We start from the raw sequence: 17,263 nt of genomic DNA on the forward strand, positions 1-17,263 counted from the left end.
TCGAGAGTCGCCAATCTATGTTCCAATACCGTCTGAGTACGACTATTTCGACATTGTGCGTCCTCGTTTGGCGGGGCTACAAGTAGACCCTCTAACGCACGAGTTTCTGAAACTCAGATACCCTACGAATACCAGAACGAGTATTCAGTCGACGTAGTCACCTAACGCCGCCTGTTTCTTTTCCCCCCGTAGGTGTTCCAACAGGCGTCGCCCAATGATCTCACCGAGCGCAGGAGGTACCGCGTTGCCGATCATCCGGCCAAGTTTTGTAATACCGACGTCTTCGAACTTTTCGGCGAACTGGTAGTCGCGAGGAAACGTTTGAATCATCGCACCCTCCCGTAACGAGATGGCCCGGTTCTGGTCTGTGTCGTAGTGTCCGAACCTTCCACTTCCCAAATTGTAGAACTGTGTCGTAATGGTGGGTGCAGGCTCGTCTGCTCGCATTCGGCCGTATACTGAACCGAACGAACGGCCACTCTCGTCGAGGTGGCAATCAAGTAGTAGCTCCTCGTCCCAGTCTTCCCATGTGCCCCCTGGAACCGATTGTTCGATTCGTTTGAGGTTGATGTCGTCGAGTGACCGAGCAGTATGAAGCCAGTCGTCAGGGTGACTTTCACCAGCTTCGATCGCAGGGAGGTCGTCGATTCGCTCCTTGACAGATTCGAACTGACTTGGTCGGTTGTGAATTCGGGGGGAGAAATTGAACGGCCCCCGCTTCGACGCAGTCACCACCCATCGCCGACGTGTCTGCGGGATACCGTACTCTGGACAGAATACCCGCTTATTCCAATCTGGGTTCAACAGGTAGCCCATCGATTCCAGAAGATCTTCGAAGTCCTCGTACACCCCTTCGTGGCGAAGCTCGTAGACGTTCTCCATCACCACGAAATCTGGTTCGATCGCAGCGACGATCTCACCAAACTCTGAGAGCATCTCGTACATCTCGTGGTCTTGGCTTTCAGAACCGTGGTTAAGTGGGGAGAAAGGCTGGCAAGGAGGACATCCAGCGACAAGTGTCGCATCGGCATCGTCGTCCAACCACTCAGCCACTTCTTCAGGATTTTCCCTCGAGATTTCGGCTAGATCAGCGTCTACGAACTCGGCATCGTTGTTCTCCTCGTAGGCGTACCGACAATCAGCGTCAATGTCGAAACCGGCCTCCACCGTCACACCTGCAGCTTCGAGGCCGTTCGTGAGGCCACCGGCACCACAGAACAGGTCGACGGCAGACACGTTCATGATACTGTTAGATGAAAGTCCGACGGGACAGATAAAGCGTTCGTCTCCAGATATCGACACACGGGGGACCGGTCGACTCGTCTTGAATCAGTATCGACCGACGGCGAAGGTACAGAGCGGCAGAGGGCTGCAAAACCGATTTATTCGGACCATTCACCACTTCCGTCGACCCCGGCCGACGTACTCTGGTAATACATACAGAATTCGTTTGCGAAGCATTCGGAGCACCGCGGTTCGGGCGTACAGATTGCCGCGGCGAAGTCTAGTAGTGCTAGATTGTACTTCCTCGCCTCGCCCTCTGGGAGGAGGTGAGCAGCAAACTCGGTCTGTTCGCTCGGGGATTCTGGCCACTCGTCGGCGAACACCCTGCTGTAGATTCTATCGACGTTGCGATCTAGTATCGGAATCTGAGCGTCGAGAGCGAAACAAGCGGTCGCATTGGCTACGTATTCTCCGACACGAGGAAGCTCTCGTAAGTCTGTGGGATCGGTTGGTAGTGAGTCGTATTCGGATGCAATAGTGAACAGAGCTTCTGATCGTATGTTCTGAAAACCGAGCGGTTCGATAGCATCCGCAAGTGACGCAACATCGGATCTGCGAACTGCTTCTAGAGATGGGTATTGTGAGAGAAACTTGGGATACACCTGGGCGACGTTCTCGGCAGGAGTCTGTGTGAGGAAAAACTCTGCGACGAAGACTTCGTAGAGGGAGGACTCTGGGTCACGCCACGGGTATCGACGAACGTTGTCCTCACTCCATTCGAGGATTCCGACACGGAACCGTTCTACACGTGATTCGTCCACGACACTGGTTATTGGTCACGTTCTGGTACAAAAAGTTCGGCACACGAGAGATGTCAGTCGAACACGTCTCCGTCGTCGATCTGGTTGAGTAGCCTCGAGACACGACCGTTCCGGGAGTCCTGCGAAGTTCGAGACTGGTACACTCGGGACGTCCCTCTCAGGAGGTCTTTGTACTTCTTGACGACTATACCTCGTTTCTTCAGGAGACCTTCCAACTCGCTCCACGTCTCGGTATCGGGGACTACGAAGACGACGTCTGCGAACTGAGTATCGTACCCCTCTTCTTCGAGTCCGTGTTCAAGAGCATCCTCGAACGTATCGACCAACTCGTGTAGTCCAGAGTTCGCAGGTTCGGTCGGGTGACGGAGTGCGACCAACGTGTACCCGGACGCTGCACGAACACACCGAATAGTCGACTCGCACGCGTCGACTTCTCCGTCGAAGTGACCGGCTTCAGATAGGTGATTCTTGACTGTCTTCTGCAACTCTTCGTCTACCGGCGACTGCTCCCACGCAGGGTTCAGCAACCAGGGATGCTCTCTCAAGTGCACGAACGTCTCGTCGTCTACGCCCTCCTGTTCGACTCGAGACAAGAACGCGTCTACGACTTTCTTCCGATGAGAGACCATCTGCTGGTGTTGAGAGGTTTCTACGTCGTCTAAATCAGAGAGTGTGCGAGAGATCGTCCGTCCGTCGGCCTCGGTCAAGTCGCCGACACTGTCGATCTTCTCTTGGTACTTCAGATTCTCGAAGGCCAAGATTCCGTACTTGAAGAGTTCTTTCCGGTCCGACTCGTCTTTCACCGACATCCGGCTAATCTTACCCAAGAGGCTCTGAGCCCGCTCACGCTGTTCTGGTTCGAGGCTCTCGTACCACATGTCGACGATTCCGATTTGACGTGCCTCTCTGGAGGCCTGCTGGTTACGCAGGTCGTTCCACTTCCCAGCGATGTGACTCAATTGGATTCGAAGGAAGTCGAGGAGTTCCTGATACCGTGGATCTTCTTTGACGACGTCCTCACGATTCGAAGTCGCGATGTCTTCTTGGTCGTCGTAATCTAGGAAGTCGGCGTGGATTTCGCCGACGAGGTATTTCGAGAACATTCGACTGTCGTTCACACTCTCCAAGAGGTCTGGTTTGGCCATCCGCCCACGAACCATCAAAGAGATCTTGTTCAGGTCGTCGGCTTCGGTGTCGTGACCCGGATAGTCCTCGACTAAGTCACTCGGTTTCTCTACGGTTCCGATCCATCCGGACACTTCGTAGCCGTCAGGGGTCTTACCCTCCCGCTCCTCGTGGGCTTCGAGCTTGGAATCACGACAAAGATCTCGATAGTGGTGATCTTCGAACGTCCACAGGAACTGAACTTTGTGGAAGTAGTCACGGTCGGTCGCGGTGACCTCCTCACCGTTGATCCTCACGGTGAAGTCGTACTCGGTCCCGAGAATACTGAACCGTCGTGCGAGCCGTTTCCGAAGTGCGTGTTCGGTGGTGTGGACCCGCTTCGTGAGGTCGGTGAGGACGATCTTCGTCCCTTTGGTGAGTTCGTCCGGGAAGTCGTCTAGTTGCGTCGGGACGTACTGTTGCTGTTGGACTCCAGAAGACGACTCCTCTTCACCGATGGCTCGCTGGATCTCGCTCAGTTGCATCCGGAAGCCATTCTGGTCGCCGTCTTTGGCTGTGTAAACGTCGACTGTCTCGGCCACGGACAGGAGGGAGAGCTTCCCGATACCCTTCCGACCCATCACAGGTCGGTCGTGTTTCGGTGTACGGTTCGAGCGTTCGTCGTCTCGACGTCTGCGATACCCGACACGGAGGTACCGCTCGTTCACGTCCTCGGCGTCCATCCCCTGCCCGTCGTCGACGATCACGATCTTCTCTTCGTCGGGGTAGATGTCCACGTCTACGTTCTCGGCGTCGGCGTCCCACGCGTTAGCGACTGCTTCAGACAGTACTGCCGGAACGTTGCTGTAGAGGTTCAGCCCCAGGTGATTCAAGACGTTGAGGCTGAGAGACATCTTGTATGGCGAGTCACTCTCCGACTCTGTAGATTCTGGCTCAAGCTGCGACATCGTGTTCCTCCACGTGGTCGACGATACTTCGGCCGATTACCTCGCCGAGGCGGACCGGTACCGCGTTCCCGACCATCTTCCCAATCTTCTTGAACTCTACGTCGCCTCCTTCTTCGACGAAGTCGTAATCTTCGGGGAACGTCTGGAGCATTGCACCCTCTCTGAGTGAGATGGCACGGTCCTGCTCGGGATGCCCGAATCGGCCGCTACCGTAATTGTAGTACTGGGTCGTCATCGTCGGAGCAGGCGCGTCCCACTCCATACGCCCGTATACAGAGTCGAAAGAGCGACCACTCTCTTTTCGGTGGCAATCGAGCCTGATATCCGGATCCCAATCTCTCCACGTCCCACCGGGTAGTGACTGCCCGATCCGCTCAAGGTTCTGCTCTTCCAGCGTACGGGATTTGTGTAAGTGGTCTTCGTCCAAATATTCTCCAGCTTCGATCGGTGGTAGGTCACCGATCACCTCACGAACAGTGGGATAGTTGACGGGATCGTGGGTTGGGTCGATCAAAGAGACGTCTCCGAGCTTCGAGGCCAACAAGACGATTCGGTTGCGGCGCTGTGGAATGCCATAGTCGGGGCAACTCACTTTGTCGAACCAGAGTTGGTACCCCTCTCTGAACAGCGTGTTCACGAAGTCCGAGTAGACCGGCTCATTTCGGACCTCGGCGACGTTCTCCATCGTGACGATAGCAGGCTGAATATCTTCTACCAACTCCCCGAAACTCTGGAGGAGACTGTACTCGGAAGTCTGCGACGTGTCTCGTCCATTGTTGAGATTAGAAAATGGTTGACAAGGAGCACAGCCAGCGAGAATCTTGGTAGAATCGTCGGGGAAGAGTGATTCAACGTCGGACGAGTCGATATCCGAGACGTCCGCCTCGACGAACTCGGCGTCGTTGTTCGCTTCGTAGGGGTACCTACAGTTGGGGTTTATCTCGACGCCGGCGGCGACGGGAATACCAGCTTGCTCCAGCCCGTGAGTTAGTCCCCCGACACCACAGAAGAGGTCGACTGCTGCGAGATTAGAACTCATCTCGGAAATCCTCCGGAAAGCATTGTGCGCATCATCCTATTACTCACTTATACCACGTTCGTCTCGGTCTCGGCAGCCGAATCGACCCACAGTCCGAGACACTCGTCGATCAGGTTCTCGTGTCTCTCTTTGAGTAGACTCGGCGTCCAACTGTCGAACTCGGACAACTCATTCGTTATCGCGAAGTCGCTCTTCTTCTCGAAGTACTCTCTGTACTTTCTCGGGAACGGCCGGTTACTCGCCTTGTAGTTCTTGCGCCCATCCAAGAGGACTAGATTTCCGAGACGGTTCGTCCACTTCTCTCGTTCCAACTCGTCACTGAAGCGCTGAGTCCAATAACCACTACTCGGGTTCTGTGGGAGGATGTGTTCTACGTTGATGTTGTTCCCGTACTGGACCTTGACGTTCCGGTTGTCGTACCGCTCCAAGTTGAGGCGCATCAAGATGTACTTCGGCCACTGGTAGTTCCCCTTCCGATAGAAGTTGCGTAGGTCCAACGATTCCTCGAAGTCCTCTTTCTCCGCTCGCAAGTCACCTGTGAGATAGTCTGACCGCAAGACTTCTCGCGGACCGTCGGCCGACTCTATGGTTTTGAGGATACTGTACACGCGTGAGTATCGGTCACTGCTTGACGAGCCAGTCAACCAGTCGACTGTGAGCCGACGTTCGAGGCGACAGACGAAGTCGTAGAGTAATCCCTCGTCGTCGAACGTCTTGTCGAACTCTATCAACGCAACGACCCACTCGTCCGACGGGTAGAAGTCGCGCATGACCGAGACCAAGTTCGCGTAGTAGACGTTCTTGTGTTCGTCGTCGGCGTCTAGTTTGGCGTCGTACACTCGCTTCCGATGGACGTCGAAGACTTGTTCGAGCTCGTCGACGAAGTCACGACCGCGGTAGGTCGGTTTTTTCGTGAAGACGTCACTAAATTCGTCGTAGATAGACTTCTGAGACTTGTTCTTGACGAGGATGTGTCGCATGTACCCGATGAACCGTTCGAGGCCCTCATTCCCGACCTCCTCTTCCATATCTTCCCACTTTCGCTGGTACTCGTCGCGGTGGGCCTCGGGAATCTGACTGAGATTCTCGCTCTTCAGGAGGTCTGCGTTGTTGAGGGGCATCCCACGGGCGTTCGTGACGTTGAACAGACGGAACGCAGAGCTCAGTGAGTCCGTCATTATCCGGACCATCACGACTCGTTGCGGGATGAACGCTGCCAACGAGGTGAGGTCGTTCCCACGATCGGCCCACTGTTCGAGCCGTTCGTCGAAGGTAGAGACCGCCTGTAGGATGTTCTGCTGTGGTTCGGTGTCGCCGTCGGCTGGGTCGGCAGGATCGAGTGTCGCCCCGCGTTCTAGAACGTTCTCCTCGAAGAAGGCTTGGTCTCGGTCTCGAATACGGAGTCTAACGGAGCCTTCCTGCCCCTTCGCGAAGTCCTCCTCTTCTTGGACGAAGCGGTCGAGAGAAGTCGACCACCCTTCGTGATCGAGACGGTCCCTGAGGACACAGAGTAAGATGGCCACCGAAGTGAGTCGCTGCTGGCCGTCAATGACGTCGAAGCGGTCTCCGGTCGACCCGCCCCGGTTCAAGATGATACTCCCCAGGAAATACGGTTCGTAGGCCTTCGTTCGGGACTTGTCGAGTTTCTGGTCGCGGTTCAATAGATCGCCATGCGACTGACTGTTCGATTCGTAGGCGTCGGTCAAGTCGTCGACGAGATCTACGAAGTTCTCTTCTGTCCACGAGAATGGACGCTGGAACTTGGGAATCTGGTAGAGATAGTCCTCACCGTACAGTTTGTGGACGAATTCTTCTTCGGCATCGATCTGGCTTCCGCTCACGATGATTAGTCAAGTGTCAGGTGAGCTTATTAGTCCTTCTGGGGAATTGAGGTATCGGCCAAGCACCAGAGCGATTCCAATATCCGTTCGACTCATCAGTTAATTATAATATCACTGATGGTCACAGTTCGGCATCGTCTGTGAATTTGGAGACATACTTCCACAAACGTGATGAAGGAGAACGCAGGCTGGGCACTGCACTCACCGACATCGCGCTCGACCAACGGCTCGAACAGTTCGTCCGTGAAACAGCCCAAAACAGTGCTGACGAAGCGCAAGATGGGTTGACGCCCGAACTCCTCTACCGCTTCGATCAACTCGAAGGTTCTCGTCTCGACGAGTTCTTAGACGCAATCAATTGGGACACGAAATTCCGGGATCACCTAGAGGCCGTCGCAGAAAACGACGACGAGATTGGTGTACAGAACATGGTCGACCGGATAGAGAGGGGCACGCTTCCACTTCTGATGGTCGAAGACAAGAACACGACCGGGTTGACAGGGGACGAATTCTCTGACGACACTAATTACGCGTCTCTCATTCAAGATTTTGGCCGATCTACGAAAGACGAATCAGAAGGCGGAGTTCACGGTGTCGGTGCGTCTGTACTGTGGGGTTTCTCCGGAATCAAGACTGCCATGTTTCTCACGACGCCTGAGGGATGGGCTGACACAGATGTACCTCGATTCGTGGGCCGAATCGACCTGCCATTCCACGAATACGGAGGGAAAGAATGGCACGGAGACGGGTGGATTGGTAATAGCGACACTCAGGGCCGCAGAGCAGTATCGATAGAGGGGCCTGCTGCAGCAGACATAGCCGCGGACGCCTTACACATAGACGAAAGTCGGGCTAGAGCCGATGCGACGGGGACCACGGCAATTGTCGTTGGATTCCGAGAGCCTAGTCGCAGCCGTCGCTCTCCCCAGAAGGTGATAGAGCGGATCGAAGATCTGGCAGTCGTGTACTACTGGCCACTAATTCTCGAGGATGGTCTCGAGATTTCTGTCCAAGCACCCGACGATATCTCACCCTCGGCTATCGATCCAACCACGAACAAGGATCTGGAGGCGTTCATCGAAGCGTACCAACAGCGGGACTCGGCGAGTGAAACACTCGATGCTGCACCTGACGTAGCCGCGATCAACATCCCACTGACAGTGCCCGCACACAAGGATGGAGGGTCGTCAACGGATGCAGAGGTCACTCTCGTAGTTCGAAGCCACGAATCACGACCCGACAGCATGCCGAACCAGATTGCGTTGTTCCGTGGCGCACGTCACGTGGTCAAATACCGGAAGTACGACCACATCGCCCGATCCGCGACTCAGCACTTTCAGGCGATCATTCTCGCGGGGAAAGCTCGACATCCGTTCGGCTCTGTCGACGACGATATTCCTGATTCGGATCTCGTGGTCGAGGATTTCTTCCGTAAGGCTGAGCCGAAAGCCCACGATACTTGGGAGAAAGAAGTTAGCAAGCTGGAACACAACTATCCAGGGGGTAGCAGCGAGATCGATACGCTGTTCAAAGACACTCTACCAGCACATTTGACAGAACTTCTCACCGCCGCCGGCTCCGACGACAGTGAAATGCTCGGGGACGTCGGGCGGCGGTTCCCTTACTTCTCAGGTGGTCCGAACCGAGGTCGAAACCGCGGTGGTGGTGGTGGCGGTAGTCGGACTATAGACCGTGTCAGATCCGATCTCAATCACATCGATGACAAGTACCGTAGTACTGGAACTCTAGAGCTAACAGAGGCGTTCGAGGGCGACTGGGGGTTGACGGTAGAATTCGCTGTACTCGATTCGTCAAATAACGTAATCGAGACCGTTGCGTTGGACAACATCTCTGGCGCAGACCCCGAAACAGGCGCAAATTTGTCTGTGGAAAACCACGGGACTCTGGTTCGAGTTCCCGGTGGAAAGGACACCATCGAATTCGACGCAGTGTCGGTTTCGACAGCAAACCTTGACGCGGTCGGAGAAGGAAGAGCACGGCTCAATTTCACTGTCGAGACCGATATTGGAGGGTCAAACACGTGACGACTCACCAATACCAACAGGACGCTTATCCATACAATCACGATGGTGAGTCACTCGGATTCGAGGTGACCGAACTACGTCTGGACGGTGACGAACAAGAACTCCCAAAAGACCCGTCGGAGTTCCCACTATTCGAACACGACGAAGCGTGGGATACTGCCGAGTTTGACGTCGAGTTGTCTGTCACAGACGACACACTGAACTACGTATTCCCACCAAACGAAGTCGAAGGTGCATTAGTCGTAGCTGGATACGCTCCACAGACACACGGTCGATTCATCGAGCCAATCAAGACAGGCGACCTCGACCAAGGAACCTACAGCGATACCATCGTAATAGAGAGGGAATCCTACCGTGGTCGTGTCGAGTTCGAGGCACTCCTGATTCGTAATGACTACCGACCGGACGACGACGAGTACGCGAGACAGAGTGGTCGGATGCTCGCTCACGGTCCGTACGTCGATCTGTATCTCGACCCACCACGGTTGTCGCTCAGCGGTGACCTTCCCGTCATCCCCGCAGACTTCAACGAAGACGACAACCCTGGTAAGCCAGGAGCTGAGTGGCACGTAGACGTCACCGACGCTGCTAAACCAAAACTGTATCTCAACGAAGCGTCCCCGACTGTCGTTGCAGCCGTCAACGCTATCGAGAGACCGACCAAACAGGGGCTCATCGGACGTGTCGCACTAAACCACCTTGCCGTCTCTATGTTGACACAGTTCACGATCAAAGCGGCTACACACGCAGTCATCAAAGGGGGAATCGAGTACGACTGGCAAGAGACACTCTTGACCGACCTCTGTGGAGACTACTTTACTGATGGTACAGTCGACGAGTTCGAGAGTTCGTTGGGCATAGAAGCAATCTCCACGACGATAAACGAGGTTGAGGCGATCTACCAGCAGCGACAGCAACCATACAACGACGTCAAGCGACTCTTGGAGACGATCTAACGATGGAGACACTCTGCAGACTCACTACTGGTGGCGAAGGCAACTTGGTAACCGACGAGTTCCTCGAAAACGATATAACGTACGACTGTAGCGAGGTCCAACCCTTCGTAGAGGAGACAGCCTACGAAGCAGATCTTGACTCGCTAGGCCAAGTGCTCAACTACGTCATGAACGAAGGGCGCCATCGATTCGAGTCGGATCGATCAGATTTGGACGCTGCCGTCGCACCCGCCGTGAGAAAATTTATCGACGTTCCTCGCAGAGCAGCTGGCGATCCAGGAATCTGGCACTATTTAGCTGTCGTCTGGCGTCCCGACTACGTACGATTCCGGTGGCCGATGAAGGGAACTACTTCGGTCACATCGCTTCGAGAGAAGTTTACGAAATCGACCGAAGACCTCTACGCACCAGCCTTTGCGCGACTCTGGTTCATGGCTGATTTCACCCAAACCGAGGACGACGGATACGGGCCAACCGAGAAAATACTGACCCGCCAATACATCGCTAACCGATTGTTCGACCGTAAGGACCTCCGCCGCGAGGCAGCGGTCCAAGCCTTCGCCAAGGTCGCCTACGAACGTGACGATGCCGATTTCATCGACGACAATGATCTCGTCGAGAAGGTAGCGAAAGCACTGAGTCACGAACTCTCGTCCATCTCTGCAGAAGCAATCGGGGTGCAAGGAGTGGAGAAGTTGATAGAACAAAAGATAGGACGGGACAAAAGCGGTCAGTAGGTCGGTTTTAGAGAGTACTAATAAACGTTTGGAGGATCATTTATATTATTTCTACACCAAAATAGCACACTGTACGCTGTTGAGATGTCTCTCTAAATCGTATCTCTGTTTCCAAGCACATACCCAAGTAGAACTATCAGCAGGGTTCCTACGTACGTTTCGGTCAGCACAACAATATCGGTGAATTCTCTGGGCACCCACGGCACGAGGTTCTTCGGAGGATGTGGTGCCGAGGTCACGAGCGTTGAGACACTGTAGAAGAGACTTCCCCCTGTCCAACTACCTGTCGTTCCCACCAGCGAATACCAAGCTGTAGAAGAAGCTAATAATAACACCGTCCAAATGAGTACGTAACTAACGCGTACCCCGTATCCAGTTAGTCCCTGGGATGTCAGGTTTCCAAGATACTTGATCCATTGGCCATTCTTAGAGGCCTCTTTTGTTCGAGCCTTTCGTTGAAGATAGTACAGCTCCCGGTGAGTGTCGTCAAGCGCTTTCTGTCTGAACGCCTTACGGACTGCCTCATATCCCTCTGCCAGCACATTCCACTCTTGCGCGTTGGTGGGTTCCGAACAAAAGCCGTAGAATTTGGTGTCACCACTTAGATCTACACCGTCAAATCTTATACCTCGAATATCTACTGAAGAGAACGTCGTTCCACGGAGATCAGATCCGGTGAAATCCGCATCGACGAGTTCTGCGCGATGAAACTTAGCTCGTTGTAAATTTGCACTTGATAAATCAGCATTATATAAATTTGCGTCCTTGAAGTCGATATCTTCCAACTCCGAACCGTTAAGGTCTGCGTTCCTGATGTCGGCACTAGTAAAATCGTTACCTGTCAGATCTTTCTGGCTGAAATCTGCCCCAAAAGCACTGATGTTTTGTAAATTGGAACGACGAATCTGCGTCCGCGACAGGTTAACACCGTCAAGGGTCGCGTGTGCTAAATCTGTGTTTGACAATTCTGCACCCTCAAGATCCGACCCAGTGAGATTCGCTTTACGTAGAGAGCTGTCGGTGAAATTAGTCGCACGAAGGTTGGTGTCAATGAGTACCGACGCCTCAAGGTCACAACTCATCATATCGGTATCCCTAAGATCACCACCAGTTAGGTCCACACCCTTGACAACGGCATCCAATAGGCTCCCAAACCGAAGGTCAGTAGATCTCATACGAGCGTTAGACAAGTCGGAACCTGAGAGATCTGTTTCACGTAGATCTGCTCCTGTGAGATTAGCGTGAGTAAGAACGGCGTCTGAGAAATCGGACAGCTCAAGAGCAGCTGAAGTGAGGTCAGACTTACGGAGGTCAGCGTTCGAAAACACCGTCTTTTCGGCCTGTATGTTATCCAGATCCGCGTATCCGAGGTCGGCATCAGTGAAATCTGCGCCAGAAATTTTCGCGTCCGAAAATACTGCATACCGTAGGTCTGAGCCACTCAGGTCCGCGTCCTGAAGATTTGAAGAACTGAAATTCACGCCCCGTAGATTCAATCCTGACAGGTCGGCTCCACTAAGATCCTCCCCGATGAAGTTGCTTCCGCTCATTTGTCTTATTTCAAACCGATTCTGTTTGGACTATTCATTATCATTGTCACCAATGTAGAGAGTTAGTTTAAATAATTAAGGTAAGTAGCCGCCGGCCACGTATCCGCATCGGATGTTTCTTTCCTGTTATTCAAATGCCGTATCCAACTTCTCATACATCCGCCTCCGCCGAGCTTTCCGCTCTTGCTCACGTGACAAGTAATTCCGAAGCACAACCTCCGTCGACGAACTCCCTTGGTCTTCAGCAACTCCTTCAAGTCCCTCCAGAACCTCTCCAACAGCCTCCTGATACGCCGAGTACCAGAACCGTCGCCCCATCTTCGGCGTGGGCGTATCTCCATCGACAACCACTCCAGCAGTGTCAGCGAGCTGTTTGAACCGCCGACGTATCGTACTAACTGACACGTGTCCCGTTGACGACGACCGAGAGGGGAACAGGTACCCGTTCCACGCCTCACGATCCGAAAGCGTATCAATCCGATCAGCGACGACGTCTACACCATACAGTAGCGTCACCTCACCGGGACCGTTCTTTCGCTCTCCATCACCGAACGTCAGGTGCGGGTCCTCTGCATCCAAGACCACTTGGTCGACGTGCAACGCGGCAACCTCTGAGGGCCGTAACCCCCACCCAGCGAGTGCGACGACGAGTAACTCCGCTTCGGGTGAGTCCACCTCACCGTAGATTCGACGCACCTGCGACGCCGACAACGCCTGTGGGTTCGGCTCACTGGCTTCCCAGCCGAACTCCTCACCAGCCTCTGAGAGTGGGTTGTACTTTGCGTACTTCCGGCGTTTCACGAACGCGTACCACGCTCTGGCAACGTGGAGATACTCGAGCTTCGAGCGGTCGGTCGATAGCTCTTCGTCGAAGACGTCGAGGACGGCGAGACAGCGTTCTATCTCTCGCGGCTGTTGGTCTAACTCGGACAGCGGTTCGAGCAACGCATCAGTACCGTGCAACTCTCGATAGGTCCGCACCCACTTCGCTAACCTCGTCCGGTGGGTCTCGACGGTACTCTCTGCCCGTCCACCACGAGTTCGTATCGAGTTAAGGTACACTTCTAGAGCGTTGACAGTATTCTCGTGGTTGACGTTCCACTCCCACTCATCAGACACCTCGTTTTCGAGGCCTACAACATCGACGAAGAACTGCTTGGGCGTCAAATCGTGATGCTCGCGCAATGCGTACGCGATACCACTGTATCCGTACTCGGTGAGCCACTCATAGGTCGGAACGTCTCGGTCCTCGTCGAACCCGTCTCGATATCGCGTCGGTGCGATATCTTGCCAGTAGACGTCGACGAGTTCGTCGAGGCTCATCTGTGACCATTTGTAGCGCTTCTCTCTCGTCCCTTCGTCTGCAGCCTCCTCTTCAGCCTCCAAACCCTGGGAGTCAGTCCTCGAATTCATGGCTTCTCACCGGGGAACCCGCTCGCCGTGTGTTGGGGTAATTCTGAATGTGAGATTTTCATTACTCACTGATCATCTCACAGTATGTTAATACTTCGGCTTATGTGGGAGTGGAATATACACAACNGTAATTCTGAATGTGAGATTTTCATTACTCACTGATCATCTCACAGTATGTTAATACTTCGGCTTATGTGGGAGTGGAATATACACAACTGCAATTAGTAGAATCGAGTAGTGGATTGCTGATAGTGAAATATACTGTATTTCGCTATACCGAATTCCTGTGAGGGGCCGACACACAATTTCAGAGAATGGACTAGTTCCGTACCAATCACCTTCTATAGTAGACACTAGAAGTAATTGCTCACTTCATCCGTGTTCGGTTAAGGAGAGAAACCGAGAGACGCTAGCGTTTTGATGAGGTTATCTTCAGAAACCGCGTAAAGAGAGGTTGTGATACCTGAACTCTCTCCAACGCTCATACGACGCCGGTTGAGTTCTCTCTTTCCAGCGGATCTTATCGAAGGCATCGCGCGCGAGCGCAGTGCCGTCCAACGTCACCGGAAAATCAATATCACGATGCTCGTCTGGTCGCTTATCTTGCGCTTCGCCGTTGACGACGAAACCCGCTCTATCGCCGCGTTTCAACGCGTCTACCAGACAGCGACCAACAAGAAGGTGTCACGCTCCAGCTTCTACGACCGATTTACGCCGCAACTCCGAGACCTCCTGAGCGACCTCCTCGCGATGCGCTCGAGGAGGTCACGGCCCCTCACACCATCGTACCGCAACTTACCCAGTTCCGCGACACGATGTTCGCCGATGCAACCGTCTTCAGGTTGTATCGGCTTCTTACAGCGTTTCCAGCCACTCACGAGGTCAACCCGGCGCACAGTTGTACCTCGTCTACAATATGACCAAACGGACGCTCGCACAGTTCAGCCTCACCGACGAACGAACTCACGAAAGCAGCCAGTTCCGCACGGGGAACTGGCTGCGTGGGCGGCTGTTTCTGTTCGGTCTCGGGTTCTACAGCTACCGTCGCTTCGCGTTGATCCACGCGAACAACGGCTACTTCGTGAGTCGGCTGAAGAAGAACGCAAATCCGCGAATCGTGGGTGAACGACGGAAATGGCGTGGGCGCGCCATTTCCTTGAGAGGAAGTCACCTCCAAGAGCAGCTCTCGAAGCTCAAGCGGAAGCACATCGATGTAACTGGTGAGTTCGAGTTCAAGCGACGGCAGTATGGTGAGAGGCAGTCATCAGCCACCGTAGAGTTCCGCGTCGTCGGTGTCCCCGTTACGGACACCGACGACTACCACCTCTACGTGACGAACCTCCCAGAAGAGTTTACGCCAGAGCAAGTAGCAGCGCTGTACAACCTGCGGTGGAAGGTTGAGTTAGTGTTCCGGGAGCTGAAGTCACGGTATGGACTGGAGACGTTCGAGACGAGGGATAAAGCGATTGCAGAGCTGCTCGTGATGGCGGCTCTGCTGACGCTGACGGTTAGCAGAGCCGTGTTAGCGGTGTTTCAGGAGATAGAGGAAGAACGCTGGGCGACGACCTTTCGGTCGGTCGCCCAGCCGGTACTTGCTGATCTCGCCCTTGCTCTCGGGCATCCCACACCAAATCTTCCTGAACTGGTGCGTTGTGAGGCACGCCAACCAGAGAAATCACGCTTCACCTTGAACAAACGGGTGGCTCAAGCCTTCAGTCCGGAGGTATGGCCTTAACCGAACACGGATGGCCCGGTAACTCAACTCCCGGAAACTCGGTTCTTCATCGCTCATTGTGACACGGATATTTCAACGAGGGATAGTTCTTATTGGTGAATGTGAGCTTGGTAATAAAGTCCGGAGCGAGTTCGAAACAGGAGAATCCGTGGCGGATGTCACTCCGGTCGGCAATGCTGGGATTGACACAGCATACAGATCGCTCTCTGGCGCCCCATTCTTACTTCACGGTCTCTTGAGATAGCAGCGTTTCCATCAAGTCAGTACAGCTACTAGACCCCATTATCCGAAGAGGACTTCAACAAGACCGTGTTGTTCTGAGTCATACTATAATATATGAACCACCCTTTCCGTGTGATCGCGCGTATTGGAATTATCCTAGGTCTTCTAATCGGGACTCTATTGCTTCTGACTGCCTTCGACTTACTTCTACCAGTGAATGTATGGGTAGTGAGTCAGATCAAGGCAATTTTTTCAGTTATGTGGGCATTTGGTCTATTAGCGGTACTCCTCCTGATGTTCCTTGTATTCGGATATCTCATATCTCAGTCAACCGGGTGACTGCGCATAGCAGCTATACGGGTCGTCAGACTATTCATGATTCTCATCAAGTACTGCCACTACAACCCCGAATGTAGCCAGAGTCATCAAACCTTCTGACGACCCATATAAATTGACGATACCCTGGTCGATTATCAACGCATTTTCTCTCTGTTAGTCCTTGGTTGTCCTCCTATTCGCTTGGTACCACCGGTCGGAATACCTTAGATGGGCATTGCCGTATGATGACGTAAAGATGGTTGGTGTCTTCGTCTCCGTCTTGTTGTTCGTTGTAAGTCTCGGAATTCTGCTGGCCGCCTCCGATGCGTTCACGTCTGCTGCCGAGCAAATCGGTCTCTCGCTCGGAATTTCCCCGTTCATCATCGGCGTGACAATCGTGGCAGGGGGGACATCTCTTCCAGAACTGATCTCGTCGCTTTTGGCTGTTAGTCAGGGAGTTCCAGCGATCGTGATGGGGAGTGTCGTCGGATCAAATATCTCGAATATGCTGTTCGTTCTCGGGCTCGCTGCCGTCGTCGGCGGAGATATCCGCGTGATCCGTGAACTCGTCGAGGTCGATCTCCCGTTGTTGGTCGCATCGGCCGTGTTTCTCGTCGTGGCGACGTGGAATTCCCCGTTTTCGTGGTACGAAGGCCTGCTTGCGCTGGCGGCACTGGCGGTGTATATTCAGTTCACGATCAAAGAGAAGGACCGCTACGTCGGGATGCTAATCGAGGAAGTCATCGAGGACCGTGACGAGGAGGTTGCGGAGAGACCGGAGGGACAAGTGGACATGAAGACCTACGCCAAGCTGGTCCTGAGTCTGATATTTGTCTTCGGTGCAGCCTACGTTCTCGTCGAATCAATCGTCGACCTCGCAACGGCGCTCCAGATCGGCACCGAGATCGTTGCAATCACTGCGGTCGCCGTGGGGACGTCACTGCCCGAAGTAATCGTCAGTGTCATGGCTGTCCGGAAGGACCTTCCGGGACTCGCTGTCGGTAACGTCCTCGGGTCGAACCTGTTTAACAGCTTTCTCGTCACCGGCGTGCCGAGTCTCGTGGGCGACCTCGTCATCCCAGCTAGCATTCGGTCGTATGGCCTTCCGGTTATGCTTCTCATTACCATCCTGTACTTCTTCATTACCCAGGATCGTGAGATCACGCGGTCGGAAGGAATGACGTTGCTCGTTCTGTATGTGCTCTTTCTCGTGAATCTCGGGGCGTTTATTCAATAGACTGCCGAACGATGCTCGGGCTACACTGTCGCTGACGGATGAGGGTCGATAGG

General features: G+C 53.9%; 11 protein-coding genes and 1 pseudogene. 5 read left to right on the forward strand and 7 right to left on the reverse strand.

All coding sequences use genetic code 11. From position 1 onward, the window contains the following. Positions 1–144: 144 nt before the first annotated feature. From C457_RS10925 to C457_RS10940, 5 genes are all read right to left on the reverse strand, one after another. Positions 145–1,242, reverse strand: a complete 1,098-nt coding sequence (locus tag C457_RS10925; RefSeq protein ID WP_008094587.1) for a DNA cytosine methyltransferase — start codon at positions 1,240–1,242, stop codon at positions 145–147. 140 nt (positions 1,243–1,382) lie between these two features. After that, positions 1,383–2,045, reverse strand: a complete 663-nt coding sequence (locus C457_RS19655; protein WP_008094589.1) for a base excision DNA repair protein — start codon at positions 2,043–2,045, stop codon at positions 1,383–1,385. 53 nt (positions 2,046–2,098) lie between these two features. Further along, positions 2,099–4,117: a BbrUII/HgiDII family restriction enzyme gene (locus tag C457_RS10930; RefSeq protein WP_008094590.1), complete on the reverse strand. Its 2,019-nt coding sequence runs from the start codon at positions 4,115–4,117 to the stop codon at positions 2,099–2,101. After that, positions 4,104–5,156: a DNA cytosine methyltransferase gene (locus tag C457_RS10935; protein ID WP_008094591.1), complete on the reverse strand. Its 1,053-nt coding sequence runs from the start codon at positions 5,154–5,156 to the stop codon at positions 4,104–4,106. Before C457_RS10935 ends, C457_RS10930 begins: the two co-directional genes overlap by 14 nt. 47 nt (positions 5,157–5,203) lie before the next feature. After that, the gene (locus C457_RS10940; protein WP_008094592.1) at positions 5,204–6,997 is read right to left on the reverse strand and encodes a DUF262 domain-containing protein; all 1,794 of its coding nucleotides are present in this window, start codon (positions 6,995–6,997) and stop codon (positions 5,204–5,206) included. Between the two features lie 140 nt (positions 6,998–7,137). Between C457_RS10940 and C457_RS10945 the strand changes: the two genes are divergently transcribed. From C457_RS10945 to C457_RS10955, 3 genes are read left to right on the forward strand one after another with little or no spacing between them, the layout of a single operon-like run. Further along, positions 7,138–9,042: a hypothetical protein gene (locus tag C457_RS10945; protein WP_008094594.1), complete on the forward strand. Its 1,905-nt coding sequence runs from the start codon at positions 7,138–7,140 to the stop codon at positions 9,040–9,042. Then, entirely contained in the window at positions 9,039–9,998 is a 960-nt protein-coding gene (locus tag C457_RS10950) for a hypothetical protein (protein WP_008094595.1), read from the forward strand. Before C457_RS10945 ends, C457_RS10950 begins: the two co-directional genes overlap by 4 nt. Before the next feature lie 2 nt (positions 9,999–10,000). Next, complete coding sequence (locus tag C457_RS10955; protein WP_008094596.1) at positions 10,001–10,735, forward strand: DUF6339 family protein; 735 nt, start codon at positions 10,001–10,003, stop codon at positions 10,733–10,735. A gap of 92 nt (positions 10,736–10,827) precedes the next feature. Here the strand turns inward: C457_RS10955 and C457_RS19660 are convergent, their stop codons facing one another. Both C457_RS19660 and C457_RS10960 read right to left on the reverse strand, forming a co-directional pair. Beyond that, positions 10,828–12,285, reverse strand: coding sequence for a pentapeptide repeat-containing protein (locus C457_RS19660; RefSeq protein WP_083864285.1), 1,458 nt, complete (start codon positions 12,283–12,285; stop codon positions 10,828–10,830). A 126-nt stretch (positions 12,286–12,411) separates the two neighbouring features. Beyond that, a complete protein-coding gene (locus C457_RS10960; RefSeq protein ID WP_049913555.1) occupies positions 12,412–13,608 on the reverse strand; it encodes a tyrosine-type recombinase/integrase in 1,197 nt (398 codons plus the stop codon). A gap of 546 nt (positions 13,609–14,154) precedes the next feature. Here C457_RS10960 and C457_RS10965 point away from each other — a divergent pair. Further along, positions 14,155–15,433, forward strand: a pseudogene (locus C457_RS10965) (IS4 family transposase). A 796-nt stretch (positions 15,434–16,229) separates the two neighbouring features. Further along, entirely contained in the window at positions 16,230–17,210 is a 981-nt protein-coding gene (locus C457_RS10970) for a calcium/sodium antiporter (RefSeq protein WP_008094604.1), read from the forward strand. Positions 17,211–17,263: the final 53 nt, after the last annotated feature.

It is taken from the genome of Haloferax prahovense DSM 18310 (assembly GCF_000336815.1).
Lineage (GTDB): Archaea > Halobacteriota > Halobacteria > Halobacteriales > Haloferacaceae > Haloferax > Haloferax prahovense.